This window comes from Leifsonia psychrotolerans, assembly GCF_013410665.1.
GTDB lineage: Bacteria > Actinomycetota > Actinomycetes > Actinomycetales > Microbacteriaceae > Cryobacterium > Cryobacterium psychrotolerans_A.
Genome location: NZ_JACCFM010000001.1, coordinates 1,482,268 through 1,508,110 on the forward strand (window position 1 = coordinate 1,482,268; position 25,843 = coordinate 1,508,110).

The 25,843-nt window shown below is 62.4% G+C and carries 26 protein-coding genes and 1 tRNA gene; 15 read left to right on the forward strand and 12 right to left on the reverse strand.

Features of this window, described 5'->3' with window-relative positions; all coding sequences use genetic code 11:
- Positions 1–3 precede the first annotated feature (3 nt).
- The gene (locus HNR05_RS06960; protein WP_179578359.1) at positions 4–903 is read right to left on the reverse strand and encodes a type II secretion system F family protein; all 900 of its coding nucleotides are present in this window, start codon (positions 901–903) and stop codon (positions 4–6) included.
- Positions 903–2,132, reverse strand: coding sequence for a TadA family conjugal transfer-associated ATPase (locus tag HNR05_RS06965; RefSeq protein ID WP_179578360.1), 1,230 nt, complete (start codon positions 2,130–2,132; stop codon positions 903–905). Before HNR05_RS06965 ends, HNR05_RS06960 begins: the two co-directional genes overlap by 1 nt.
- Before the next feature lie 92 nt (positions 2,133–2,224).
- On the opposite strand from HNR05_RS06965, the gene HNR05_RS06970 reads away from it, so the two are divergent.
- The 4 genes from HNR05_RS06970 to HNR05_RS06985 all read left to right on the forward strand — a co-directional run bounded on the left by HNR05_RS06970 (position 2,225) and on the right by HNR05_RS06985 (position 4,596).
- A tRNA-Leu gene (locus HNR05_RS06970) sits at positions 2,225–2,306 on the forward strand.
- Between the two features lie 130 nt (positions 2,307–2,436).
- The gene (locus HNR05_RS06975; RefSeq protein WP_179578361.1) at positions 2,437–3,090 is read left to right on the forward strand and encodes a biliverdin-producing heme oxygenase; all 654 of its coding nucleotides are present in this window, start codon (positions 2,437–2,439) and stop codon (positions 3,088–3,090) included.
- A gap of 2 nt (positions 3,091–3,092) precedes the next feature.
- Positions 3,093–3,770, forward strand: coding sequence for a DedA family protein (locus HNR05_RS06980; RefSeq protein ID WP_179578362.1), 678 nt, complete (start codon positions 3,093–3,095; stop codon positions 3,768–3,770).
- 97 nt (positions 3,771–3,867) lie between these two features.
- Positions 3,868–4,596: a VTT domain-containing protein gene (locus HNR05_RS06985; RefSeq protein WP_179577139.1), complete on the forward strand. Its 729-nt coding sequence runs from the start codon at positions 3,868–3,870 to the stop codon at positions 4,594–4,596.
- A 15-nt stretch (positions 4,597–4,611) separates the two neighbouring features.
- On the opposite strand, the gene HNR05_RS06990 is transcribed toward HNR05_RS06985, so the two are convergent.
- The 4 genes from HNR05_RS06990 to murI form a co-directional block, all read right to left on the reverse strand.
- A complete protein-coding gene (locus tag HNR05_RS06990) occupies positions 4,612–5,523 on the reverse strand; it encodes a cation diffusion facilitator family transporter (RefSeq protein ID WP_179578363.1) in 912 nt (303 codons plus the stop codon).
- Positions 5,524–5,616: 93 nt separating this feature from the next.
- Complete coding sequence (gene rdgB, locus HNR05_RS06995; protein ID WP_179578364.1) at positions 5,617–6,210, reverse strand: RdgB/HAM1 family non-canonical purine NTP pyrophosphatase; 594 nt, start codon at positions 6,208–6,210, stop codon at positions 5,617–5,619.
- On the reverse strand, positions 6,207–6,947 hold the full coding sequence (gene rph / locus HNR05_RS07000; protein ID WP_179578365.1) for a ribonuclease PH: 741 nt from the start codon (positions 6,945–6,947) through the stop codon (positions 6,207–6,209). The genes rdgB and rph overlap by 4 nt, the downstream gene beginning before the upstream one ends.
- Positions 6,944–7,813 (reverse strand): glutamate racemase, encoded by an 870-nt coding sequence (gene murI, locus HNR05_RS07005; RefSeq protein WP_179578366.1) that lies wholly within the window; start codon positions 7,811–7,813, stop codon positions 6,944–6,946. Before murI ends, rph begins: the two co-directional genes overlap by 4 nt.
- Positions 7,814–7,859: 46 nt before the next feature.
- Here murI and HNR05_RS07010 point away from each other — a divergent pair, with 46 nt between their 5' ends.
- Positions 7,860–9,182, forward strand: coding sequence for a nicotinate phosphoribosyltransferase (locus tag HNR05_RS07010; RefSeq protein WP_179578367.1), 1,323 nt, complete (start codon positions 7,860–7,862; stop codon positions 9,180–9,182).
- 2 nt (positions 9,183–9,184) lie between these two features.
- Here the strand turns inward: HNR05_RS07010 and HNR05_RS07015 are convergent, their stop codons facing one another.
- Genes HNR05_RS07015 through HNR05_RS17540 form a run of 3 tightly spaced genes read right to left on the reverse strand, consistent with a single transcriptional unit; the run spans position 9,185 to position 11,824 of the window.
- Complete coding sequence (locus HNR05_RS07015; RefSeq protein WP_179578368.1) at positions 9,185–9,472, reverse strand: DUF3039 domain-containing protein; 288 nt, start codon at positions 9,470–9,472, stop codon at positions 9,185–9,187.
- A gap of 52 nt (positions 9,473–9,524) precedes the next feature.
- Complete coding sequence (locus HNR05_RS07020) at positions 9,525–11,099, reverse strand: hypothetical protein (RefSeq protein ID WP_218868835.1); 1,575 nt, start codon at positions 11,097–11,099, stop codon at positions 9,525–9,527.
- A complete protein-coding gene (locus HNR05_RS17540; protein WP_179578369.1) occupies positions 11,075–11,824 on the reverse strand; it encodes an ATP-binding cassette domain-containing protein in 750 nt (249 codons plus the stop codon). The genes HNR05_RS07020 and HNR05_RS17540 overlap by 25 nt, the downstream gene beginning before the upstream one ends.
- 70 nt (positions 11,825–11,894) lie before the next feature.
- Here HNR05_RS17540 and HNR05_RS17545 point away from each other — a divergent pair, with 70 nt between their 5' ends.
- From HNR05_RS17545 to HNR05_RS07045, 4 genes are all read left to right on the forward strand, one after another.
- Positions 11,895–12,794: a pentapeptide repeat-containing protein gene (locus HNR05_RS17545; protein ID WP_179578370.1), complete on the forward strand. Its 900-nt coding sequence runs from the start codon at positions 11,895–11,897 to the stop codon at positions 12,792–12,794.
- A 42-nt stretch (positions 12,795–12,836) separates the two neighbouring features.
- Positions 12,837–13,529 carry an NTP transferase domain-containing protein gene (locus HNR05_RS07035; protein WP_179578371.1) on the forward strand — a complete coding sequence of 231 codons (693 nt, stop codon included), beginning with the start codon at positions 12,837–12,839 and terminating at the stop codon, positions 13,527–13,529.
- A gap of 69 nt (positions 13,530–13,598) precedes the next feature.
- Positions 13,599–14,399: an ABC transporter permease gene (locus tag HNR05_RS07040; RefSeq protein WP_343062494.1), complete on the forward strand. Its 801-nt coding sequence runs from the start codon at positions 13,599–13,601 to the stop codon at positions 14,397–14,399.
- Positions 14,399–15,145 carry an ATP-binding cassette domain-containing protein gene (locus HNR05_RS07045; RefSeq protein WP_179578372.1) on the forward strand — a complete coding sequence of 249 codons (747 nt, stop codon included), beginning with the start codon at positions 14,399–14,401 and terminating at the stop codon, positions 15,143–15,145. Before HNR05_RS07040 ends, HNR05_RS07045 begins: the two co-directional genes overlap by 1 nt.
- Positions 15,146–15,171: 26 nt before the next feature.
- Here the strand turns inward: HNR05_RS07045 and HNR05_RS07050 are convergent, their stop codons facing one another.
- The 3 genes from HNR05_RS07050 to HNR05_RS07060 all read right to left on the reverse strand — a co-directional run bounded on the left by HNR05_RS07050 (position 15,172) and on the right by HNR05_RS07060 (position 16,116).
- A complete protein-coding gene (locus HNR05_RS07050; protein WP_218868836.1) occupies positions 15,172–15,492 on the reverse strand; it encodes an ABC transporter permease in 321 nt (106 codons plus the stop codon).
- 156 nt (positions 15,493–15,648) lie between these two features.
- The gene (locus HNR05_RS07055) at positions 15,649–15,801 is read right to left on the reverse strand and encodes a hypothetical protein (protein ID WP_218868837.1); all 153 of its coding nucleotides are present in this window, start codon (positions 15,799–15,801) and stop codon (positions 15,649–15,651) included.
- A gap of 24 nt (positions 15,802–15,825) precedes the next feature.
- Positions 15,826–16,116 (reverse strand): helix-turn-helix domain-containing protein, encoded by a 291-nt coding sequence (locus tag HNR05_RS07060; RefSeq protein WP_179578373.1) that lies wholly within the window; start codon positions 16,114–16,116, stop codon positions 15,826–15,828.
- Between the two features lie 181 nt (positions 16,117–16,297).
- Here HNR05_RS07060 and HNR05_RS07065 point away from each other — a divergent pair, with 181 nt between their 5' ends.
- The 6 genes from HNR05_RS07065 to HNR05_RS07090 all read left to right on the forward strand — a co-directional run bounded on the left by HNR05_RS07065 (position 16,298) and on the right by HNR05_RS07090 (position 25,789).
- Positions 16,298–18,154, forward strand: a complete 1,857-nt coding sequence (locus HNR05_RS07065) for an ABC transporter substrate-binding protein (RefSeq protein WP_179578374.1) — start codon at positions 16,298–16,300, stop codon at positions 18,152–18,154.
- A 73-nt stretch (positions 18,155–18,227) separates the two neighbouring features.
- Positions 18,228–19,172 (forward strand): ABC transporter permease, encoded by a 945-nt coding sequence (locus HNR05_RS07070; RefSeq protein ID WP_179578375.1) that lies wholly within the window; start codon positions 18,228–18,230, stop codon positions 19,170–19,172.
- Between the two features lie 2 nt (positions 19,173–19,174).
- Positions 19,175–20,140, forward strand: coding sequence for an ABC transporter permease (locus HNR05_RS07075; protein WP_246318365.1), 966 nt, complete (start codon positions 19,175–19,177; stop codon positions 20,138–20,140).
- Between the two features lie 48 nt (positions 20,141–20,188).
- Entirely contained in the window at positions 20,189–22,342 is a 2,154-nt protein-coding gene (locus HNR05_RS07080; protein WP_179578376.1) for an ABC transporter ATP-binding protein, read from the forward strand.
- Positions 22,343–22,742: 400 nt separating this feature from the next.
- On the forward strand, positions 22,743–24,041 hold the full coding sequence (locus HNR05_RS07085) for a betaine/proline/choline family ABC transporter ATP-binding protein (protein ID WP_179578377.1): 1,299 nt from the start codon (positions 22,743–22,745) through the stop codon (positions 24,039–24,041).
- Complete coding sequence (locus HNR05_RS07090) at positions 24,038–25,789, forward strand: ABC transporter permease/substrate binding protein (protein WP_179578378.1); 1,752 nt, start codon at positions 24,038–24,040, stop codon at positions 25,787–25,789. Before HNR05_RS07085 ends, HNR05_RS07090 begins: the two co-directional genes overlap by 4 nt.
- Positions 25,790–25,843 lie beyond the last annotated feature (54 nt).

Genomic DNA, 25,843 nt, shown 5'->3' on the forward strand with positions numbered 1-25,843 from the left:
ACCTCACTGGAACCACCGGCGTTCCTCCGGCAAGCGTCCCAGCCTCACCATGATTCGGTAGGCCAGCACTGACACGACGAGCCCGCCCAGAATGACCGCCATACCGGCTGGCCGGTTGTAGGCCAGCGCCGCTTCGGGCCGGGTGTTCAACAACACGAGGATGATCCAGGGCGCCGCAACACCCAGTCGCGCCGCATTGAGGATCCATGATTGCCTCGCTTCGACCTCCATGCGTATCGCGGTGTCCTGACGCAGCCACCCCGCCAAGCTGCGCAAGACGACAACCAAGTCGGTACCGCCAACCTCCCGAGCCATTCGGAGGGTTTCCATGATGCGATCTGCAGTGGGGTCGGCCAAGTCGCTCTTCAGGGTGTCGACACACTGCCCGAAATTTCCGGTTGCCCGGTATTCCAGTTCGAAACGTGCGAAGGATCCGCGGGTCGCTATGGGTCCCACGTGCGCCAGGCTGCTGACGCTGTCGGGAAGCGCCAAACCCGACCGCACCGCGGACACCAGATGGTCCACAACATCGGGCCAAACCGTGCGGTTCGCTCGACGTCGCATCCGACCTCGCCACCCGACGAGGAGCGTGGGCACCGCGAGGGCAGCTCCGCCGGCGATCAGCGACAGCACGCGCACCCCGACGATCGCCTCGGCGAGCGAGGAAGCCGCAACGCCGAGCACGAGCGAGACGCTGCCGACCGCCGCGGGAGAGACCCGACCGAGCCCTGCCTGCGCGAGTTTCGAATTGGCCGCAGCGATGACGCGGCGGCCCAGATGGTTCGGTGACCCGGTCGCGGTGCTGCCGTCCGACGAGGCCGTCGTCTGCCCGATCGGCCAGAGAAACGGCGAGGCGATCAACAGCAGGCCCGCACCGAGAACGCAACCGAGAACAATGCTCATCAGTCGCTCGACCGCAAGACGACGGCAGGATCGAGCCCGGCCGCCGCGAACTTCGACATTTTGGATGGGAAGGCGCCTGTCGGCTGAAGCACCCCGTCGATCACAACAAAGAGGGGGCTCGCGTCGACCGCTGCGCCGTTCAGCTGCCCGCTCGGAGCGAGGATCTCGCTCACCCGCCGATGCCCACGTCGGTTCAGCTCGCAGTGCACGACGATGTCGATACACCCGGCGACCGTGGGCAACACGAATGCCGCATCAATGTTCGGCCCGGCAAGAAGCGGGAGCGTCGAAAGCTTCACGAGCGCATCTCTGGCGCTGTTGGCATGGATGGAACACATGCCGGGCAGACCGCTGTTCAAAGCGATCAAGAGGTCAAGGCTCTCGGCCTCACGCACCTCGCCCACCACGATGCGGTCAGGTCGCATCCGCAATGCCTCTTTGATCAGTCGACGCAGAGTGATTTCCCCCGTGCCCTCGAGGCTTGGCTGGCGGCACTGCATCGCCACGACATCTCGCGCACTCACGTCGAGTTCAAAGGTCTCCTCAACGGTGACAATGCGTTCGGCGCTTCGACTACTCGATAACAAGGCGCCCAGCAGTGTCGTCTTGCCGGTCTGGGTGGCCCCGGAGACCAGAATGTTCTGACCGGCCCACACGCACATGCGCAGGAATTCTGCCGCTTGCAGGGTGAGCGAATCACGTTCGACGAGCCGATGCAGATCACGGATGCGACGAGTGAACTTGCGAATATTGACCGACCAGTATCGGCGGGTGATGTCGGGAATGACCGCGTGAAGCCGAGAGCCGTCGGGCAATGATGCGTCGACGAACGGTGAGGAGAAGTCGATGCGTCTTCCGGATGCCTGCAGCATGCGCTCCACGACGTCGCGCACGCTCTGCTCGGTCATCACAAGCGGGGTGAGCTCAGCGACACCACTGCGTGCGACGAAGATTCGGGTGGGCGAATTGATCCAGATTTCTTCGATGCCCGGGTCGTCAAGAAACGGCTGTAACACCCCAAACCCTGTCAAGCACGCGATGACTTCTTGCGTCGCCGCTCGCTCATCGTCAAGCATCGGCACGGCACCACCCAGGGCGCGTTCGCTATAGCGACGCACTTCATCGCCCACATATTGATTGGCAAGACGGCCATCATCAGCCAGGTCGAGCCCCTCCTGACGCACGCGCACCCGCACCCGCTCGGTGATCACACGCACAGCCTCACTCATGCCCTGAATGATGCTCCGATCCGCGCGCCGCGCGTGAAACTTATCCACAGGCAAAACGGGTCTCCCCCGCCAAGTACACTTGAACCGCACTCGCGGGAGTGGTGAAATTGGCAGACACGCAGGATTTAGGTTCCTGTGCTTTCGAGCGTGAGGGTTCAAGTCCCTTCTCCCGCACACGGCGTCGGTGAAAACAGACCGACTCAGTTCGCGACCGCGAGCCCCTCTCAACGGCCGTGTGGCTGCCACCCAGGCAAGTAGGTTAGGATCGCCTTACCAAACCTTCCCACTCTGAGACAGGCATTCCATGACCTCGACACTGATAGCGGCACCCTTCGATCTCGCGGGGCACATCCGCGCGAGCTCCCAGAGCCAGCACACCAGCACCGAGAACCGATCGTTCATTACAGAACTCATGGGCGGCTCGCTCTCGCTGGCTGCCTACACGCAGTATCTGGCACAGTACGCCTGGATCTACGAAGCGTTGGAAGACCTCATTGGGCGCGTTGACGTCAGCACAGTCCCCGGACTCGACGCACTGTTCGACCCGAGACTGGTTCGTATGAACGCGATCGAAGCTGACCTCGTCGCGCTGGGCGCGGCACACTGGCGCGATATCTACCCACCCCTCGCTGCGACGGCCGAGTACGTTGAGCATCTGAGGGGCCTCGACGCGTCCGACGGCGTTCAGGCTCTCGCCCATCACTACACGCGCTACCTCGGTGACCTTTCGGGCGGCCAGGCAATCGCATCGCTCGTGGCCCGCCACTATGGGGCCGCTCCCGAGCAGCTGCGCTTCTTTCGCTTCGAGCAGATCGAGAGCGTCGTTCGGTACAAGCGGGCTTACCGTGAAAATTTGAACCGTCTTGACCTAACTGACGAGCAGGTGAGACTCCTGGTCGCCGAAGTCGACGCCTCATTCTCGTTCAACGGCGCGTTGTTCGACGCCCTGGCGGCCTAAGTATGCTCCACGCGTCAGCGCTCGACGGCCAGCTCGACGAGCTGCTCGGGCACAGCGGAGCAATTCTGTTCTACCTCGTCATCTGGGGTCTGGTTTTTGCCGGCACCGCACTTTTTCTCGGCGTCTTCATTCCATTCGTCACCGGTGATTCATTGCTGTTCGGCTCAGGCCTCGTTGCGGCATCCACGCCTAACCTGAGCATCGCCGTGCTTGCCGTCGGCACCGGTATCGCAGCGTTCTTGGGCGACCAGGTCGGCTTCCTGCTCGGCCGCCGGTATGGTCGCGGCTACCTGGATCGGCACGGCGGTCGGCGCACCCGCGTTGCAATTGCGAAGACCGAGAATTTCTACCGCAAATTCGGCTGGTGGTCCGTGGTGATCGCCCGCTTCATGCCCTGGGGCCGGGTCTTTGTTCCGGTTGTGGCCGGCGTCGGCCGCATGAATTACTACAAGTTCTTGAGCAGCAACGCCGTGGGCGCTCTGGCTTGGGGCGTTGGGCTCACCCTGATCGGGTACTACGCTGCTGCGATTCCAGGAGTCAAGAACGCGGCGTATGTCATTGCCGGCGTCTTCATCGCCGCATCGATCATCTTCGGATTCCGCACCTGGCGAGAAGACCGACGCGAGACACGCGAGGCAGCAGCGAAAGCCCAGGTGTCCGACCAGATCTCTGGGGAGTAGCCGTGGGAGGAACGGTCGCCTAATCGGGCTAACCTGTACTTTGTACCTTCTACCGTCTCCGCTTTTAGAGCTGTCCAATGCATTATGGAGTTCACTCGTGTTCCACACTTCGCTCATCCCATGGCTCGACCCGGAGGTCATTCTCACCTCTGCGGGACCCTGGGCTCTCGTCGTCGTGTGTGCGATTGTCTTCGCCGAGACAGGACTGCTGATTGGTTTCCTGCTCCCCGGTGACACCCTTCTCGTCATCACCGGCCTCCTCACAGGCACGCTGATTCAGATCGACATTTGGTGGGTCTGTCTCGCGATCGGGTTTGCCGCATTCCTCGGTGGTGAGGTGGGCTATCTCATCGGACACAAGTTGGGTCCGCGCGTCTTCGAACGCAAGGAATCAGGAATCTTCAGCGTCAAAAATGTCGAACGAACCAATGCGTTCTTCGCGAAGTTTGGCGGAATGGCCGTCATCCTCGCCCGCTTCGTTCCCATCGTGCGTACCTTCGCTCCCGTAGCCGCCGGCGTTGGGCACATGAACTATCGCAAGTACTCGCTGTACAACTTCATCGGGGCAATGATCTGGGGCGCCGGGTTGACCTACTTCGGTTACCTCTTGAATCTCATCCCGCCCGTCGCCGATTTCGTCAAGTCCTATATCGACCTCATTCTGATCAGCGCAGTCGTCATCACCCTGATTCCCACGGTCATTCACTACCTGCAGTCCAGTGCGAAGGCAAAAAAGGCCAACCGCGAGGGGCAGACGGCGACTGGAAACCTCGTTTTACCGTCGGATGCCTTCAACACCGACCACGAGGGCAAGCACGAGGCCTAACCCATCGCGCATCCGCTAGTGGTGCAGATGGTCTTCGTGTGCTGCGTGCTCGGCCGGTTCCAATTGAAACGTCGAGTGTTCCACGTCAAAGTGGTGCGCCAAACATTCCGCCAACCTGTCGAGGAGAGCACCTGCTCCCCCGCTGCTGAGTACCTGCGGTTCAACGACAACGTGAGCGCTGAACACATGGGCTCCCGAGGTGATCGCCCAGACATGCACATCGTGCACCGCAACGACCCCAGCGGTGCCCAAGAGATGCGCCCGGATCTCAGCGACGTCGGTATCTGCCGGGGCGGACTCGCTGAGCACCCGCACCACATCCCGGAGCAGCGAGTACGCACGCGGCACGATGAGCGCCGCAATCAGCAGCGAGGCGATCGCGTCGGCCTGTCCGAAGCCCGTGGTCAGGATGACGACTGCCGCCACGATGACGGCCACGGAACCCAACGTGTCGCCGAGAACCTCGAGATACGCTCCGCGCATGTTGATCGACGCCTCAGCCGCCGGCCGCAGCACCAGCATCGCCACGATGTTCGCCCCCAAGCCGATGATCGCAACGACGAGCATCGGCGTCGCATGGAGTTCGGCCGATTCGGGACTGAGCAGTCGAGAGACGGCGCCAACCACCACGAAAGCCGCCACAACAATCAGAATGACGCCGTTGATGAGCGCGCCGAACACCTCGGCGCGCTGATAGCCGTAGGTTTGCCGGTCGGTGGCCGGACGCGCGGCGACAAGCGTCGCCGTCAGCGCGACACTGAGACCGGCGAGATCTGAAAACATGTGCCCGGCATCGGCCAAAAGAGCCAGAGAACCGCTGAGCCATGCGCCAATAACTTCGACGACCAAAACGCACGCAACGATGCCGATCGCCACCGACAGTCTGCTGCGGTTCGTACCCGTTGAATGAGAATGATCGTGACCCATACCTCCACGGTACGAGCCTTTCTCAACGGAAGCCAGCCCGCGCGCTAGTTGGGAATGAGTGTTGTTCTCAGCAGCGCGGGCCGGGCAATCCCGCTACGGTCGCAGCAACTCCGTCAGCACCGGGACGAGTTCGCCGAAGGCGATCGCACGGTGACTCTCGGCATCTTTCACACCAGGCGCCAAGTCGGCGGCCGAGCTGTCATGACCGTTCGGTTTGAAGATCGGGTCATACCCGAAGCCGCCCTCCCCGGTGGCCTCCCGCAGTATCTGACCCGGCCAGATCCCTGTCACATGCCGTTCCGTTCCGTCAGGCAGTGCAAGTGCGGCGACACAGGTGAAATGGGCACCACGATGCTCGTCGGCCATGTCGCTGATCTGCCAGAGCACCAAGCGCAGATTCTCTGCACCGTCCCGGCCCGGCCCAGCCCAGCGCGCTGAGAAGATGCCGGGCGACCCACCCAAGACATCGACACAGATGCCCGAGTCGTCGGCGATCGCCGGCAGCCCCGTGTGGGCTGCCGCGGCGCGTGCCTTGATCAAGGCGTTCTCTGCGAAGGTCGCGCCGTCTTCAACGGGCTCCGGCCCGTCATAGGCCAGTACTTCGATGCCCGGCAGCGTCACGTCGAGGATGCGGCGCAGCTCGTCGACTTTATGCTGGTTGTGTGTAGCGAGGACGACACGGTTCACGCGCGGTTCTCCAGTGCAATCTTCTGAAACTCCGTGAGGTTCACCGCGCCGGCGAGGGCGAGATCCAGAAGCGAATCGAGCTCGCGTCGGTCGAATGGCGCCCCCTCAGCAGTGCCTTGCACCTCGACGAACAGGCCGCGGCCGGTGACGACGACATTCATGTCCGTCTCGGCACGCACATCTTCGGTGTATTCCAGATCGAGCATCGGTTCACCGTCGATGATGCCGACCGAAACGGCCGAGAGGCTGTCGATCAGCGGCTGTGCCTTCTGTCCGATGAACTTCTTGGTGCGGCCCCACTCCAGCGCATCGGCAAGGGCAACGTAGGCGCCGGTGATTGCGGCCGTTCGCGTGCCGCCATCCGCCTGCAGAACGTCGCAGTCAATGACGATGGTGTTCTCGCCAAGCGCCTTCATGTCGACGACGGCACGCAGGCTGCGCCCGATCAACCGGCTGATCTCATGCGTGCGGCCGCCGATCTTGCCCCTGACCGATTCACGGTCCATGCGAGAGTTGGTCGACCGAGGAAGCATCGAATATTCGGCGGTCACCCAGCCTTTGCCCTTGCCGGCCATCCAGCGCGGCACACCATTGGTGAATGAGGCGGTGCAGAGCACCTTGGTGCGCCCGAACGAGATCAGGGCGGACCCCTCGGCCTGGGCACTCCAGCCGCGTTCGATGGTGACGGGGCGAAGCTGGTCGTTGGTGCGGCCATCGGCACGCAGAATGTCGGTCACTGGTTCTCCTTGACGGGGGTGGACGGGGAAAGCGTGCGGGCCGCGGCGAGGTCGTGAAGATTGACAGAGCCGGTCTCAATCAGATCGACCTGGGACACTTCCGGACCGATCAGACGGTGGGCCAGGGCAAGAAAATCTTCGGCGCTGTCGCCCGTTGCCTCATAACGGTAGCTGGGCGGGTTGCCCCGCGCACGAAGCAGGTTTTGACCGACCAAAACGCGGTAAACATCATTGGCGGTCTCGGTGTCGCTCGAGACCAGAGCGACGTCCTCGCCCATGACGTACGAAATGGCGCCTTTGAGGAAGGGATAGTGGGTGCAGCCCAGAACGAGAGTGTCAATGCCCGACGCTTTCAAGGGTGCCAAGTACATTTCGGCCACGGCCAGCACCTCGTCCCCCGTTGTCACACCGGCTTCGACGAATTCAACAAATCGGGGACAGGCCTGGCTGAACAGCTGAATCTGGGTGGCTGCGGCGAACGCATCGTCGTACGCGCGCGAATTGACGGTTCCCGCTGTGCCGATCACGCCGACCCGATTGTTGCGCGTGGTGCCGACCGCGCGACGCACCGCCGGCTGAATGACCTCGATGACGGGAACGCTGTAGCGCTCCCGCGCGTCACGCAGCATGGCCGCGGATGCTGTGTTGCAGGCTATGACCAGCATCTTGACGTCTTGGGCCACCAGGTCGTCGAGTACGTCGAGTGCGTAGCCACGCACGTCTGCGATCTTCTTCGGACCGTACGGCGAGTGTGCCGTGTCTCCGATATAGAGAATGGATTCGTTGGGCAGCTGGTCCTTGATCGCCCGGGCGACAGTCAGGCCTCCGACTCCGGAGTCAAAGATCCCAATCGGTGCGTCAGTCACGATCATCAAGCTTAGTGCTGCACGGCGGACGGCTAGGCTTTTGACTGTGACCGAGACCAGCGCCTTTCGCACCGACCGCTACGAACTCACGATGGTAGATGCCGCAATTCACAGCGGCACGGCCCATCGAGAGTGCATGTTCGAGGCGTTCGCGCGCCGTTTGCCGGCCGGACGCCGCTATGGCATCGTTGCCGGCACCGGTCGCCTCCTGGAGTTGATCCGCGACTTTCGCTTTACGGATGCCGAGCTCTCGTGGCTGCGTAACAACGAGGTTGTGCGCTCCCCCACACTCGATTGGCTGGCCAACTATTCGTTCCAGGGCAATATCTGGGGTTATCAGGAAGGGGAGGCCTATTTTCCGGGCTCGCCACTTCTTGTCGTAGAAGGCACCTTCGCCGAGGCCGTCATCCTCGAAACCTTGATTCTCAGTGTGCTCAACTACGACACCTCGGTGGCCAGCGCCGCGGCACGCATGGTGTCGGTGAGTCTCGGCCGCCCGATCGCCGAGATGGGCTCGCGCCGTACGAGCGAATACGGTGCGGTGGCCGCTGCCCGTGCCGCTTACATCGCAGGGTTCTCGGCCACCAGCAACCTGGAAGCGGGGCGCACCTGGGGTATCCCCACAATGGGCACCGCTGCCCATTCCTTCACGCTGCTTCACGACAGCGAAGAGACGGCGTTCCGGGCCCAGGTCGACTCGTTCGGCGCACACACCACTCTCTTGGTCGACACGTACGACATCGAGAGTGGAATTGACATGGCCGTGAAGGTTGCCGGTGTCGGCCTCGGCTCCATTCGCATCGATTCTGGAGACCTGCCGACCGTCGTCGCTGCGGCGCGCCGACAACTCGACGAACTCGGCGCGGTCAACACGACGATCACCGTAACCAGTGACCTCGATGAGTACTCCATCGCCGCGCTCTCCGGCTCACCCGTCGATGCTTTCGGTGTTGGCACCTCGGTCGTGACCGGATCGGGATCGCCGGCCGCCGGGATGGTCTACAAGCTGGTCGCCCACACCGACGACACCGGCGCCTGGATTCCAGTCGCGAAGACCTCGACCGCGAAGGCATCAGTCGGGGGACGGAAGGATGCGGTCCGACGACTCGACGCCTCGGGGATCGCCCACGAAGAAATCGTTCTTCTCGGCGACGGACCGGCTGGCCTCCCCGAGGATTCCGGAACATCAGGCCTGAACCGGGCCCTGCTGGTGCCGTTCATCAATCAGGGCGCAATAGATGAACGTTACCTGGGCGCGGCGGGTACCCAGCTCGCTCGCACCCACCACGAATCCGTCATGCGCGAACTGCCGCTCGAAGCCTTCCGGCTCGGTCGGGGCGAACCCGTTATCCCGACGACCTACCGCTAGCGTTACTCGGCCTTCATCTTTTCGTAAATGGCCTTGCACGACGGACACACCGGGAACTTCTCGGGGTCGCGGCCGGGCAACCATTTTTTGCCGCACAACGCGCGAACCGGCTTGCCGGTCAGCGCCGACTCCATGATCTTGTTCTTGGGCACGTAGTGCGAGAAACGCTCGTGGTCACCGGGCTCGATCTGTTCCTGATTAAGCAGCTCCTCGAGCTCGCGGTCGAGAGTCGAGGTGCCGCCGCCCGGCTGTCCTGGGTCTGCGATGCTTGCGCGAAATTCGTGAGTCATGATCCCAGTTTAGACACCGGCGCTGGGAGTGACCAGCGTGTGGGCGACGACGCTAAGCGCGCAGAGCTGACGCAAGCATCTCGGGTCCGCGCCGGTCAAAAGTACGCGCCCCCAACCACACCCCTCCGACGAGCACCACGACGCCGACACCAACACCGAAGATCAAAGCGAGTCGGTTCCAGGATGGATCCACGAAGATCCCCAGGACTGCCGCGATGATCGCCGGAGACGACAGCAGCACCGATCCGAAGAGAGTCAACGACTGGATCAGGGCAGAAGCGGTGCCGGATGCCTGGGGCTGGGCGAACGGACTGTCGCCGGGTCTCGTAACGGGGTACGGGAACCGTGCCGAGGTAAAGCTGGCGAAACCGAGTCCGGTGAGAAGAAGGCAGGTGCTCACGCCCAGCAGCGCGGGCAATTGCGCCCAACTTCCGTAGACTGCGACGCTGAGTGCCGATCCCAAGCCGATGACCGGGATGCCGGTGACGATGGCCGGAACCAGGCGCCCGATTCGGTCTGCGACGCCACGGGTGCCCGAGACAACGTGCAACCAGATGGCAGTGCTGTCGTAGGCGACATCGTTGTGCAATGCCCAGCCAAGGAAGATGCACATCAGTGGCACCGGAAGCAAAGCCAGGTAGTGCACCGGAACAGTGGCAATCGAGAGGGGAACAAGCACGATGAAAGGAATGACCGGAATCATGATGAGCGACGCCCAATAGCGCGAGTCACGCCCCCAATAGGTGAAGCTGCGTGCAGCGATCACCCCCACCGGAGTGTGCGGAAGCCGATCGAACCAGCCAAGTCCGCCGTACTGCTTCGCTGCGACCTCACGCCCGGGCGTGACGAGCATACGGGCCACGAGTCGCTGCCAGACGAACCAGGCGCCCCCGAGCGTGCCTCCAGCGATCACGAGCTTCAGAAGTGCGGAACCCCAGAGTCCCGTCGCTGCGTCTCCGGGCACCGCCCACGCAGCACCCAACGGCGTCCAGCCGAGGATGCCGGCGAATTCGCTGAGTACCCGCAGGCCCGAAGTTCCCCAGTCCATCGACACCAGCAAAACCACGACCGGCGAGATCAAAAGCACAAGCAGCACACCGAACACTCCCGAAAACTCACGCGACCGCCGGGAGGACAGAAGCAAAGCGCCGATCGATGTGCTGACCCGTGAGGCGAGGATGCAGGTCGCGACGATGAGTGCCGCCGAGATGATGGCCAGTACGGTCTCACCGATCCCGCGCGACCAGGTCACCACAGTGCTCAGCGTCACGACCGTGAGTGCGACGGCCGGAACCCCGATCAGCCCCGATACGGCCAGACCGAACGACAGCGTGCGAGTGGGCATTGCGAAGAGGGCGAACTTGCGTGGGTCCATCGTGTCGTCGACGCCGAAGATGAGAGGCAGCACGAGCGAGCCGGCAACGACGAGCGAGCCGCCGACGATGAGGCCATCCCGAATCAGCGCCAGATCCCCGCTGAAGCGCAGACTCACGAGCAGGATCGCAAGCGCGACGGCCGCCCCCAGCCCGTAGGCCAGCCCAACGACAATTCCAACGATTTGCCAGGGGCTGCGCCGGAAGATGTTCGCAATCAGACGGAGCTTTAGTCCGAGAAGCTGTGCAACCATTCCATGCCTTCCGCCACCTTGCGTCCGCCGGCGAGCTCGACGAAACGCTCTTCTAGTGACTTCACGCCTCGAACCTCATCGATCGTTCCCGACGCGAGCACTCGCCCCTGCACGATGATCGCCACATGGTCGCATACCCGTTGAATCAGATCCATTCCATGGCTCGACAGCACCACGGTGCCACCGCTCGCCACGTACTTTTGCAGAATTTCGGTCACGTTGACGGCGGAGACCGGGTCAACCGATTCGAACGGCTCGTCGAGCACAAGCAGTCGAGGCGAGTGGATCATGGCGCAGGCGAGCGCGATCTTCTTGGTCATTCCGGCTGAGTAATCGGCAACCAGGCGATTCATCGCGTCGTCCAGGCCGAATGCTGCAGCCAGATCGGCAGCACGGGTCCGTACCGTTTCGCCGTCAAGCCCCCGGAGGACACCCGAATAGTGAAGAAGTTGTGCACCGGTCAGTCGGTCAAAGAGACGCAGTCGGTCGGGCAACACTCCCACGATGCGCTTCGCTTTCAGCGGATCGCTCCAGACGTCGATTCCGTGAATCTGAATCGAACCGGCGTCAGGTCGGAGGAGGCCGGTGATCATGGAGAGAGTTGTCGTTTTGCCGGCACCGTTCGGACCGACAATCCCGTAGAAGGATCCGGCACGAACTTCGAGATCGATGCCGGCAACGGCCATGTTCTGCCCGAACGACTTCTCGAGTCCGTGGACGGCCATCACAACCGGGGCTTCTGGAGCGACGGGTGATTCAGCCGCCGCAGCCGATGCCCGAGCCGAGACTACGCTCGTGGAAACCGGAGTTCGGCGCTGTGGCTTCTTCGCTGCAACGCTGCGGGAGGGGGCCTCAGCCGAGCGATCGGTGGCCTCACGGTCAGGGGCAGCGGCACTCGCCTCGACAGCCTCGGAGACGGCGCGGCCTGGCTGGGTGACGAGTGCGGCGGCCTGGGCCGACGTGGATTCACTTCGTGGCTTCTTCGCTGCTGAGGACTTCGCAGGAGTCGACTTCGCAACGACGCTCTTCGCTGCCGTGGACTTCGCCGGCGTGCTCCTCGCAGGCGCGCTCTTCGCTGCCGTGGACTTCGCGGGAACGCTCTTCGCGGGAACGCTCTTCGCGGGAACGGACTTCGCGGGCGTGCTCTTCGCCTGCGTTGCCTTCGCGGGCGTGCTCTTCGCCTGCGTTGCCTTCGCGGGCGTGCTCTTCGCCTGCGTTGCCTTCGCGGGCGTGCTCTTCGCGGGCGTGCTCTTCGCCTGCGTTGCCTTGGCGGGCGTGCTCTTCGCGGCTGTGGACTTGGCAGGCGCGCCGTTCGCAGGCGCCTGCGTCGCTGCCGCCGTCATCACAGTCGAACTCTGCCCCACGGCAGGCTTGGCCGGTGCAGGGGCCGGTGCGGGGGTCGATTTGGTTCCGGGCATGTCATTCACAGGCTGGTCAGGCTCAGGAGGAGTAGGCACGGAAGTCACCAGCCAAACCTACCAAGCCTCGGCCCGCTGCGTTGCCCGTGACGCGCGCCACTGCGCAGATGAACACCGTCGCTTTTCCTGGGAGAATCCTCCATGCTCTATCACGAATTGGATACGGCTGCACGAATTCTTCACTGTCGTCAGGGTGCGCGGTTACTGTGGAAGTGGCATAACGGTGTGTCTTAACGTGAACTTTTGGGCAAACCGTGAGCAAATTCTTCAGCATTGAAGGCTCCGGTTGAATGCTCACACCTTTTTTGAGGAGATAATCGTGACCACCCAGGTAGTCATTCTTGCAGCGGGCATGGGCAGCCGACTCGGCCGCTCACTGCCGAAGCCGTTGACTGAACTCAGCGACGGCCGCACCATCATGGGACAGCAGTTCGACAACATCGAGCACGCGTTCGGCCGGAAGGCGAAAGTTACCATCGTCGTCGGATACAAGCTCGAGCACATCATCGAGGCCTTCCCGCAGGCATCCTTCGTCTATAACGAGCAGTACGACCAGACCAACACGTCCAAGAGCCTGATGCGTGCGCTTCAGGCTTCGGGCCCCGGCGGAGTGCTGTGGATGAACGGTGACGTCGTCTTCGACCCGACCATCCTTGACCGCGCCGCGGCGATGATGGCGCGCGATCAGTCGTTCGTCACGGTGAACACCTCGAAGGTCTCCGACGAAGAAGTCAAGTACACAACGAGTGCCGAAGGCTACATCAAAGAACTGTCTAAGACGGTGCGTGGCGGCTTGGGCGAGGCTGTCGGCATCAACTACATTTCGAGCGTCGACAAGGCAGTTCTGCTCCGCCACCTCTCGAAGGTCGATGACCAGGACTACTTCGAGCGCGGCATCGAGCTTGCGATTGAGAAGAACCGCATGCTTGTCGAGCCGGTCGACATCTCCGACCTCTACGCCGTCGAGGTTGATTTTGCCGAGGACCTCGAGCGGGCCAACCTTTTCGTCTAGGCAACGGCTGCGCCTGTCGGGTTCCCGACCGGAACCATTCCTCGGCCCAGCGGCCCTACGATAGAACGTGTGAGTAGTTACGCTGAAGTGCGCCCGGGGCAGCGCACACCGTTCGCGCGCTATCGTCATGCGCTCTGGCTGCTGACGCAACGCGATCTGCGAGTTCGCTATTCAACCTCTCTCCTCGGCTACTTCTGGTCGATCCTCGATCCGTTGGTCATGGCCGGGATCTACTGGTTCGTCTTCACCCAGATCTTTCACCGCGGAGTCGGCGAAGACCCCTACATCATCTTTCTCCTGAGCGCCCTTCTTCCCTGGATGTGGTTCAACGGCACCATCTCCGACTCGACCCGAGCATTTCTTCGCGAAGCAAAACTGATCAGATCAACCCGCATCCCTCGATCGATTTGGGTCAACCGCCTCGTATTGTCGAAGGGGATCGAGTTCGTCGCCTCCCTGCCTGTGCTCGCGCTCTTCGCGATCATCTATCAGGCACCGCTGCACATCGAGGCCCTGCTGTTCCCGCTTGCAATCCTGATTCAGACGGTTCTCACCGCCGGGGTCGGGCTGATCGTTGCGCCGCTCGTTGTGTTCTTCCGCGACTTGGAGCGTGCGGTGAAGTTGGTGTTGAGGTTTCTCTTCTATGCCTCCCCCATCATCTACTCGACGACGAATCTTCCCGCCGAGCTGCATTTCTGGGCAGGCTTCAACCCGCTCAGCGGCATCTTCAGCCTCTATCGTTCGGCTTTCTTTCCCCAGGAGCTCAACTGGATGACCGTCGGGGTCAGTGCGGCCGTGTCGGTCGTCATCCTGCTCGTCGGCATCCTCGTCTTCATGCGCACAGAGCGCGCGGTTTTGAAGGAGATCTAGTGCCGGCACCGGTCATCGCGTTGGACAACGTCGGCATACGCTTCCGCAGAAACCGACGCGGTCGGCGCTCCTTCAAAGACCTTTTCGCACGTCGCAGCCGCCGGTCGCGCCCCGGCGAGTTTTGGGCGCTCCGCGGCGTCTCGTTCACGGTGCAACCGGGCGAAGCCATTGGCGTCGTCGGCCGAAACGGCCAGGGGAAGTCGACCCTGCTGAAGCTCGTCACCGGAGTCGTACTTGCCGACGAGGGCACGGTGCACGTCGCCGAGGGCGTTGCACCTCTGATCGAGATCACGGGTGGGTTCGTCGACGATCTGAGCGTGCGTGACAATGTGTACCTGACGGCTGGCCTACATGGCATGACCCGCAAGCAGATCGCTTCTCGCTTCGACGACATCATCGACTTTGCCGAGATCGCAGACTTCCTCGATACTCCGTACAAGCATCTCTCCAGCGGCATGAAGGTGCGCATTGCCTTCGCCGTGATCTCACGGCTGGAAGAACCGATTCTGCTGGTGGACGAGGTGCTCGCCGTGGGCGACAAAGCATTTCGGGAGAAGTGCTATCGCCGGATCGAGGAGCTGCTGGCCGGTGGGCGCACGCTTTTCATCGTCTCGCACAACGAACGCGACCTGCGCCGTTTCTGCTCGCGCGGCCTGTACCTCGATAAGGGCTCGCTCGTACTCGACGCTCCGATTCACGACGTCCTGGCGAAATACAATGCAGACTACGGGATCGTTCCCGCCTGACCCGCCCCGGGCCTCGGAGCGTCAATTCAGGCGTTCTCCCTCCGGAACGTCCGCGTACTGATGGGCAGGAGGATTCCCGAAAGCAGCAGGACCGGCAACGCCACGCTGTTCAGGATCGGAGCGAGCACGTCTTCACTCGTGGTGGTCAGCGCCAGAGCATTCGACGAGGCGGAACAGGCACCGCCGAGAAGCATGGTGAGCCCAGGGCCCAGCAGCTCACCGCCGATCGAACCGGTCGGTCTGCATGCGAAGCCGAGGGCAACGAGCACGACACCGTGCACGAACAACAGCACGACGTCGCGCAGAACGCGCCCCAGTAGGAGAGCAGTTCGACTGGCGGGAGTCACCCGCTCAAATACGCTCGGCCGGAGGCGTCAGGAGCGGTCCGAAAAGGCCCAGATACAGGACGGGTTGAACCAGCCTGATGATCACCCAGGTCGGGTTGCGCAGGTTCAAGCGCAGTGGTCAGGAAGATCGTCGCTCCCCGTTCTGAACGCAAATCCTCAATGTGCAGCCAGAGATTCGTTCGGGCCGAGAAACCCGACGATCTCGCCCTCGGCCACGTCGAGATCGACTCCGGCGACAGCAGCCACCGATATCTTTTCCCGGCCCCGCTTGGTGTCGAACGTGCGAGCAAGACCGCGGGCAGGACTCATCGTGACACCTCGTTTCTGAGGCGACTAGTGCGTGATGCGATGCCCCTCCGGGCTCGGCCACGCGTCGGGCGCCGCCACCAAATGCGCCGCAGTGAACCCGGCGACCAATTCGCCGGGCTCGATCACCAGTACACCGGCCAGCCGGATCAGCGTGTGGAACGTGGGATTTCCGTGGCCACGATCGATGCGCGCATAGCTCGACACGTTCAGCCCGGCGCGCTGCGCAACCTGCTCTTGGTTGAGCGAGAGTTCCCGCCGGCGCTGACGCAATCGGCGACCCAGGATGCGAGATGCTTCAGAGTGAGGCTGCGGCATGGCCACAGTGTAGTTCCGCTGTCGAAGCGACACTATCCCCCGCACAGGGGCGAAAAACCCGGCATCCGTCTGTGAGGATTCTCCGGATCGGCGGCTGAATTGGAGCGTACAGTTTTGGGGAGAAAACCGATTCGACGTCTCGCACGAGCGCGACCCGTGTCGGCCAAGGAGGTACATTCTCATGAAAACCTTGGGGCTCGGCAGAACGGGGACGGTCAAGAAGATCGCCCTCTGCGTGGGAGCGATGTCGTTACTGATCCTGGCTGGCTGCACGTCGAGTGGGACCACCGCCAACGCAAGCGCACCGGGCAAAAGCGCAAACACGGTGACCTTCGCGGATCCCCCGAACACGATTCCAAACTGGATTTGGCCGTTCGCCTCCTTGGCCAACTTCAGCCTCACCAACTCCTCTGAACTGCAGCTGCCGATGTATCGCACGCTGTACTGGTTTGGCGACAACAAAGGCAGCCCGGCCATCAACGACTCCCTCAGTCTTGCCAACGCCCCGGTCTTCAGCAATGGCGGCACGACAGTGACCGTCACACTCAAGCCCTACGAATGGAGCAACGGCGAGAAAGTCACCTCGCAGGACGTTCTGTTCTGGTTCAACATGGAAACCGCGGAAAAGGCCAACTGGGCAGCCTATGTTCCCGGCCAATTCCCCGACAATGTGACTGCGGTCGCCACCCCCGATGCCTCCACCATCGTCTTCACGACCGACAAGGCCTACAGCGAGCAGTGGTTCCTCTACAACCAGCTGAGCCAGATCACCCCAATGCCGATGGCCTGGGACATGACAAGCGCCACAGCGAAGGGAACCTGCGCGACCGATGTCTCGGGCTGCGCCGCCGTCTACGCCTACTTGAACGCTCAGTCCAAGGACCTCCCCACCTATGCGACCAGCGCAATTTGGTCGGTCGTCGACGGACCGTGGCAGCTCAAGAGCTTCAGCTCTGACGGCCACGTCACAATGGTTCCGAACCCGAAGTACTCTGGCCCGACCAAGCCGAGCATCAAGGAGTTCATCGAGGTTCCATTCACGACCGATGCCGCGGAGTTCAACGTGCTGAATGCGAACAAGACGATCGACGTCGGCTACATTCCGACGCAAGATTTGAGTAAGCCGAAGCCGCCCAACACACCGGCAACCGAGGCCGGCCCGAATCCACTGAGCGCCAACTACACCCTGGACCCCTGGTTCCTGTACGGAGTGAACTACTTCCCGATTAACTTCAACAACCCCACTGTTGGCCCGATCTTCAAGCAGCTCTACTTTCGGCAAGCACTCCAATCGGTCTATGACCAGGTCTCCATCATCAATGCAGCAGCGAAAGGCTACGGCGTGATCACCGACGGCCCGGTCCCCTTGGTGCCACCCGACAGCCCGCTGATTTCGAAGTCGGAACAGAACAATCTGTATCCCTTCAGTATCAGCGCCGCGAAGAAGTACCTGGCCGACAACGGGTGGACGGTGGTTCCGGGCGGTGTCTCCACCTGTGCCAAGCCGGGCACGGCGACCGGCGAGTGTGGTGAAGGCATTACGGCCGGCGAGCAACTCTCGTTTGATCTGCCGTATGCCAGTGGTACTCAGTCGATCACCACGGGGATGCAGTCGCTGAAGTCAAACGCTGCCGAGGTCGGAATCAGTCTCACCCTGCAGCCGCAGCCGTTCAACACCGTCATCGGCAACACCGTCCCGTGCACGGGCGCAACCTGCACCTGGCAGATCGGCAACTGGGGCGGTGGCTGGGTCTACGTGCCCGACTTCTACCCGACCGGTGAGCTTCTATTCGCCACCGGTGCCGGATCGAACTCGGGCAGCTACTCCGACCCGGCGATCGACACGCTGATCAACAACACCGCAACACAGAGCGGCACCGCAGTCATGCAGGCGTACGAGGATGCACTGGCCAAGGACCTCCCGGTCATCTGGTCGCCCAACTACACCTACTCGCTGGTTGAGGTGGCCAACGGGCTTCAGGGCGTCACCCCCCTGAATCCATTCGGAACCCTCACCCCCGAAGAGTGGCACTACTGAGTGACCTGGATCCACCGGCACCGTTCGGTTTCTCCGGACGGTGCCGGACCACCCCGACGACGGAGGTGACTGAATGCTCGGCTACATTCTGCGCCGTGTCGTGCAGGCTATCGCTGTCGTCATCGTCGTCACGATCATCGTCTTCATTCTCTTGCAGGCGCTTCCCGGTGGCGCCGCACACGCCATTCTCGGCCCGCGCGCGACACCGGCACAGATCGCGACGTTCAACGCCGAGAACGGACTCAACCAGCCCCTGATCCTGCAGTACTTTCGTGACCTCGGCAACTGGGCGACCGGCAACTTCGGCTTCTCCTACAAACTCAACCAGTCGGTGAGTTCCCTGCTGGTCCAACGATTGCCAAAGACACTGATCCTCGGCGGTTTTGCGCTGTTGCTCACTCTCATCATCGCCATCCCCGTCGGCATCTACCAGGCGGTACGCCGCAACCGGGCATTCGACTATATTGCGACGGCGCTTTCGTTCATTTTCTACGCCGCACCGACGTTCTTCATCGGCCTCGTCATGATCGACTGGTTCTCACAGAAACTGCCCTGGTTCCCGCCCGAAGCACCCCAATCAAACGGTATCGGTCCGATCTTCAGCGACTTCGACGCCATGATCCTTCCGATCGTGACGCTCGCACTGCTCGGAATAGCGGGCTTCTCGCGCTACATGCGTTCCTCGGTGCTGGACAACGTGAACCAAGACTACGTGCGCACCGCCCGGGCGAAGGGCGCCTCGGAATCGCGTGTCTTGAGTCGGCACGTGTTGCGCAACGCACTCATCCCCATCATCACGCTGCTCGGCCTGTCGCTGCCGGCCCTGTTCGCCGGCGCATTGATCACCGAGTCCATCTTCAACTTTCCCGGTATGGGGCTGCTGTTCTGGAATGCCGCCCAGCAATCCGACTACCCGGTGGAACTCGGCGTCGTGATCGTCACGGCGTTCGCAACGGTAATTGGCAATCTGGTGGCGGATATTTCACTCGTCATCATAGATCCGCGGGTGAAACTATGACCATGGGACAGAACCCAGAGCAGGAATTCGGCGACGACTCGACAATGACGCCCGTTCCCGTCGAGCCGAACGAGTCGGCCCCGATCGTCGTGCTTCCCACGGGCCTCCCCGTCGGCAAGCCCAAGAGCATGTTTCGGCTCGGTTTTGAAGTCTTCATTCAGAATCGGCTTGCGATCGCCGGCCTCGTCATCGTCTTTCTCGCCGTGGTGTTCTGCTTTCTCGGCCCTCTCGTCTATCCGACCAACCAGGTGACCGTCAACCTGGCTGATGTGAATCTGCCGCCGGGTCCCGGGCATCCGCTGGGCACCGACGGTGCCGGCTACGACCAGCTCGGCCGCATGATGATCGGCGGGCAGGCCTCGCTCATCGTCGGGTTCGCGGCAGCAGCTATCGCCACGATCATCGGCACACTGTGGGGGGCAATCGCCGGTTTCTTCGGTGGGGTGATCGACGGACTCATGATGCGTATCGTCGACGCGATCCTGTCGATCCCCATCTTGTTCCTGCTCCTGTTCCTCGTCACGATCGTGCAGCCGAGCATCCCGGTGATGATCTTTGTTCTCGGTCTGACCGCGTGGCTGATCCCCGCGCGTCTCGTGCGCGGGGAATCGCTCACACTGCGGGTGCGCGAATATGTCCAGGCCGTGCGGGTGATGGGTGGCTCGAGTTGGCGCTCGGTCTCACGGCACATCATGCCCAATGTCGTGGGCACCGTCATCGTGAACGCGACATTCCAGGTTGCGGATGCGATTCTGCTCGTGGCCTATCTCGGCTATCTCGGCCTGGGAATTGCGCCGCCGGCCACCGACTGGGGCGGGATGCTCAGTGACGGCACTCAGAACATCTTCACGAACTATTGGTGGCTGATCTACCCCCCGGGACTCGCGATCATCCTGGTCGTGGTGGCCGTCAACCTGGTTGGTGACGGGCTGCGCGACTCGGTCGAAGTCCGACTGCAACGTCGGTAGAGCGGCTCGCAGCGACGACGAGAGTTTCACCCAGCGAAGGGAAGAGCGATGGCACTGCTCGAAATCACTGATCTCAGCACCGACATCCGTCTGAGCAAGTCGACGGTGCACGCGCTCGACTCGGTGAGCATCGCTGTCGAGGCCGGCGAAACGCTGGGGCTGGTCGGGGAATCCGGCAGCGGAAAAACAATGACCGCTTTGTCAATCGAGCGCCTACTGCCGCCGGGCGGATCCATCGTCGGCGGTCAGGTGCTCTTCAACGGCCTCGACCTCGCCTCGGCGTCTGAGGCCACGATGCGCTCGGTGCGGGGTGGAGACATCGGCATGATTTTTCAAGACCCGATGACGAGTCTCAATCCGGTGCAGACCATTGGTGAGCAGGTGGGCGAGCCTCTCGTGCTGCACCGCGGCCTGAGCCGGTCCGAGGCCAACGAGTCGGTGCTGAAGATGTTCGAGTTGGTGGGACTTCCGAACGCCGCCGGGAACCTCAATACGTATCCGCACCAGATGTCGGGTGGGCAACGCCAGCGTGTGATGATCGCGATGGCCCTGATCTGCGAACCGAAGTTACTGATCGCCGACGAACCGACGACGGCACTCGACGTCACGATTCAGAAGCAGATCTTGGAACTCATCGATCGCCTGCGCGTCGAACTGAACATGGCCATGATCTTGGTCACCCATGACCTGGGTGTGATCGCCGGGAGGGCCGACCGGGTTGCCGTCATGTATGCCGGCAAGATTGCCGAGATGGCCACCACCAGCACGTTGTTCGATTGGCCGCGGCACCGGTACACCGAGGCGCTCTTCGAAGCTCTTCCGGAGCGTGCTGCCGGCACCGGTGCCCTGCTCTATTCAATTCCGGGGCTGCCCCCCGACCTCGTGTCCCCGCCCCCGGCCTGCCGGTTTGCGCCGCGATGCAGATTTGCGACTGACGTCTGCCGCACTGTCGTGCCGACGTTGGAGGCTGTGGCACTGAAAACAGGAGTGCAGGAGTTCGCCTGTTTCGTGCCCTGCACCGAGCCCCTCGGCTCAGCCGAAGAACTTGCCGCCAAACATGAAGCCGCCAGCGCGACAGTGAGCGACCCCCTCCTCACCGAGAACCGGGAGTGGGTGGCGCCGAAGGCCGACATGCCCGCCACGTCGCAACCGCTCCTGCAGCTCGAGAGTCTCGTGAAGGACTTTCCGGTGACTGCCGGTGCAATCGCGCGACGCAAGGTGGGTGCCATCAGTGCCGTCGCCGAGGTCTCCCTCTCGATCGGCCGCGGCCAGACCCTCGGGCTTGTCGGCGAGTCGGGGTGCGGTAAGACCACACTCGGTCGGCTGGTGGTTGGTCTCGAAAAGCCGACCAGCGGGCGCATCCTGTTTCGTGGACGCCCCGTTGAAAGCCTTCGCGGCAAGGAAGCGCGCGAGGGCCGCCGGAATGTGCAGTTCATGTTTCAAGATTCCTACGCCTCCCTCGATCCGCGCATGCGGGTGCGGGCCGTTCTCAGGGAACCTCTCGAGATTCAACGCGTCGGCACCGCGCGGGACCGCAACACGCGGGTCGACGAACTGCTCGATGCCGTCGGGCTTCCCCGCAGTTCGGCGGAACGCTATCCGCACGAGTTCTCGGGTGGACAACGCCAACGCATCGGGCTCGCCCGGGCGCTCGCGCTCCAGCCCGCTCTGATTGTGGCCGACGAACCGGTCTCGGCACTCGATGTGTCGATCCAAGCGCAGGTTCTGAATCTGATGAAGGAGCTTCAACGGGAACGTGAGCTCACCTATCTCTTCATCAGCCACGACCTCTCGGTGGTGCGTTACCTCTCCGACGTCATCGCCGTCATGTATCTGGGCAAGCTGGTCGAGATCGGGTCGGCAGTCGACGTGTATTCGCGACCGAACCACCACTACACACGCGGGCTGATCGATACCATTCCGGTCGCAGACCCCGCCGTCGAGAAGCAGAAGACCCAGCTCGGGGTGCGTGGAGAACTCCCGTCTGCGATGAACCCACCGAGCGGATGCCGCTTCCGCACACGATGCCCGGCCGCCCAGGAGATCTGCGCGCGCGTCGAACCCCCACTGCAGGTGGGCGGTGGCGGGATTCGCCCCCATCTGCTGCCCGAACCGACCGGACCGGCTAGCCACCTCGTGGCCTGTCACTTTCCGCTCAACGTCGATTCGGTGATTCATAAGACCGGAAAGGTGCACATCTGAGTGGGGGTCACAAGAAAATTGGAACCCGGCCCGATTCCGCCCGATCCCTGTCGCCGGGGACTGTTTGGCGGTGGGCATGGAGCGCGATATCTGCACGTGAGGGCGTCTCAGTTGGACGCACTCCAGTCTGGTTGATACGTTGTTTGATGGCCTTCGGGCCGAAAACCAGTCCGCGACCACGCCGGCACCAGCTCCATCGGCTGCCCGTGGACGTATGGTGTGACGAGGTTGGTGACGGTCCCATGACCACGCCCGCTCCGACAGTTCGAGTCGCCTGGCCCGTGCACGTTGAATCGTGCAGCCAGTGCTTGATGGGTAACCGGAGCACATCTCACACACCCGGCCGACAGAAACGAAAACCCCTGGCGCACAACCACTTTCGCGCCCGGGACGGAGACACGTGTCCGAAAACATCGCAATTAGCGCTCACCATCTCTACAAAGCATTTGGTCGCAAACCCAAGGAAGTCGTCAAAAAACTACAGGCCGGTGCCGACCGGTCATCGCTGTCACACTTAGGAACTGCTGCCGTCATTGATGCGTCCTTCGATGTGAAGGCCGGCGAGATCTTCGTGGTCATGGGCCTGTCTGGCTCGGGCAAATCGACCCTGATCCGCATGTTGAACGGATTGCTGGAGCCGACATCCGGCTCGGTCACCGTTATGGGAACGCCGATCAGCGGAATTCCGGCGCAGAAGCTTCGTGAGGTCCGTCGCTCGAACATTTCGATGGTATTCCAGCACTTCGCCCTGCTCCCGCACCGCACCGTGCTCGATAACGCCGCATACGGTCTCGAAGTGCAGGGAATTCCGCTGGCGGAGCGCCGTGAGCGTGCCCAGAGCATCGTCGAACGGGTTGGTCTCGCCGGCTGGGAGAGCAAACTCCCCGGTGAACTGTCCGGCGGCATGCAGCAGCGTGTGGGGCTGGCCCGCGCCCTCGTCAGCGACACCGATATTCTTCTGATGGATGAGGCGTTCTCTGCCCTCGACCCGCTGATCCGTCGCGAGATGCAAGAGCAACTCGTCGAACTTCAGTCCGAACTGGGTAAGACCATCATTTTCATCACGCACGATCTGAACGAAGCCATGTTCCTCGGAAACCGCATCGCAGTCATGCGCGATGGCCGCATCGTTCAGGTGGGCACCCCCGACGACATTCTCACCGACCCCGCAAACGACTACGTTGCGCAGTTCGTGCAGGATGTCGACCGGGCACGGGTGCTCACCGCATCCGGAGTGATGGAACCGGCGAAGTCAGTCGTCTCAGCCTCGGCTGGCCCCCGGGCCGCCCTGCGCACGATGCGCGACCTGCAGACTTCTGCCGCATTCGTCGTGGGCAACGGCCGCACCCTGGTCGGTGTTGTACGGGACAAGGACGTCATGCGCCAGGTGAGAGCGGGCGAGACCGATCTCAGCCTCATCGTGCGCAACGACGTGGCCACCATCGAACCCGATGCGCACCTCAGCGACATGTTCGAGCTTTCGGTCGAGAGCCCGCTGCCGGTCGCCGTCATCGATGACAAGAAGCGCCTCCTCGGCGTGATTCCCCGTGTCACCCTGCTTGCCGCGCTGGGAAACGTTCCGTCGCACACGGGCGAGGTCGCAATCGTTGAACCACCGGCCACCTACTCGATGGAAGTGATCACCGAGACCCTACGAGAAACGGCCCCGGCATTCGCTTCTGAAGGAGGTACCCGATGACCGACATCCGTCTGCCCATCGGCACCTGGGCCGAGGCCTTCGTGCAGTTCATCACCGATATTTTTCAACCCGTCTTCAACGTGATCAGCGCGCTCTTCGGCGGCTTCTACGAGGGCGTCGCCCTGATTTTTCAGTCTCCACCGTTCTGGATTCTCATTCTGGTGATCGCTGCCCTCGGCGTCTGGGCGCGCGGCTGGCTATTCGGTGCGGGCACCGTCGTCGGTCTCGGGCTGATCGTCGGTGTCGACCAGTGGTCAAACGCCATGGACACTCTCGCTCTGGTACTCGTTGCCGCGATCATTGCGATCGTGATCAGCGTGCCGCTCGGAATTCTGGCTGCACGTTCGGGAACTGCCTCGAAGATCCTGAAGCCAGTGCTCGACTTCATGCAGACCATGCCGGCCTTCGTCTATCTGATTCCCGCGTTGATCCTGTTCCGGGTTGGAGTCGTTCCGGGCATCGTCGCGACGATCATCTTCTCACTCGCCCCCGGTGTGCGCATGACGGAACTCGGCATACGCGGAGTCGACAAGGAGGTTGTCGAAGCCGGCCACGCTTTCGGCGCCTCCCCGCGTCGCATCCTGCGCCAGATCCAGCTGCCCCTCGCCGCACCGACGATCATGGCCGGCGTTAACCAGGTCATCATGCTGTCACTCTCGATGGTTGTCATCGCCGGAATGGTTGGCGCCGGTGGATTGGGGGGTCAGATCGTGCAGGCCCTCAGCCGCATCGATGTTGGCCTCGGGTTCGAAGCCGGCCTCGCTGTCGTCATCCTCGCGATCCTGCTCGACCGTCTCACCGCCGCTCTCGGCGCACCCCGCCCGAAGCGCGTCAGTGCGCCGTCTCGCCGTCTCACGCGCGGACTGCTCGTCGGCGGTGCCGTCGTCGTCGTCGCAGCGCTCGGCGTCGCCGGGTTCACGGCGAACACCGGTGCGACTGCAGCGGGGCCGGACAACGGTGACAAGAAGACCCTCACGCTCGCCGTCTTCAACGGCTGGCCGGAGGGCGAGGCGGCCTCGTACCTCTGGAAGGACATCCTGGAGAAGAAGGGTTACACCGTCGACCTCGAATACGCGGATGCAGGCACTGTCTTCACCGGACTCAGCACCGGCGACTATGACCTGGTGCTCGACAGCTGGCTGCCGACCACTCACGAGGCCTACATGGAGAAGTACGGCGACACGCTCGTCGACCTCGGTTCGTGGAACAACGACGCGGCCAACTTCATTGCGGTGAACGCCGATGCTCCGATCGACTCGCTCGACGACCTCGCGGCTCACGCTGATCTGTTCGACAACAAGATCATCGGCATCGAGCCGGGTGCCGGTCTCACGAATGCGACCGAGAAGAATGTGATCCCCGGCTACGGGCTGCAAGGTATGGACTTCATCACCTCGTCAACGCCGGCGATGCTGTCAGAGTTGAAGGCCGCCCTAGCCTCCGGTGAGAACATCGCCGTGACACTGTGGAGCCCGCATTGGGCCTATGACGAGTTCGATCTGAAGAACCTGGCTGACCCGAAGGGCGCGCTCGGCACGACAGAGTCAATCCACTCCATCGGCAGTCTCGCGTTCACGAAGGACTTCCCCACCCTCGCCGGCTGGATCGGAGACTTCACACTCGACTCTGACCTGCTGTACTCACTCGAGAACGTCATGTTCAATGGTGAGACCTCGGGCGACTACGCACCCATCGTCGCGGAGTGGATCTCCAAGAATGAGGACTACGTCGACGGGCTGACAAACTAGTTCCGGTCATGACTACGACGTGACGTGGCTCGGCATCCGTTCGGATGCCGGGCC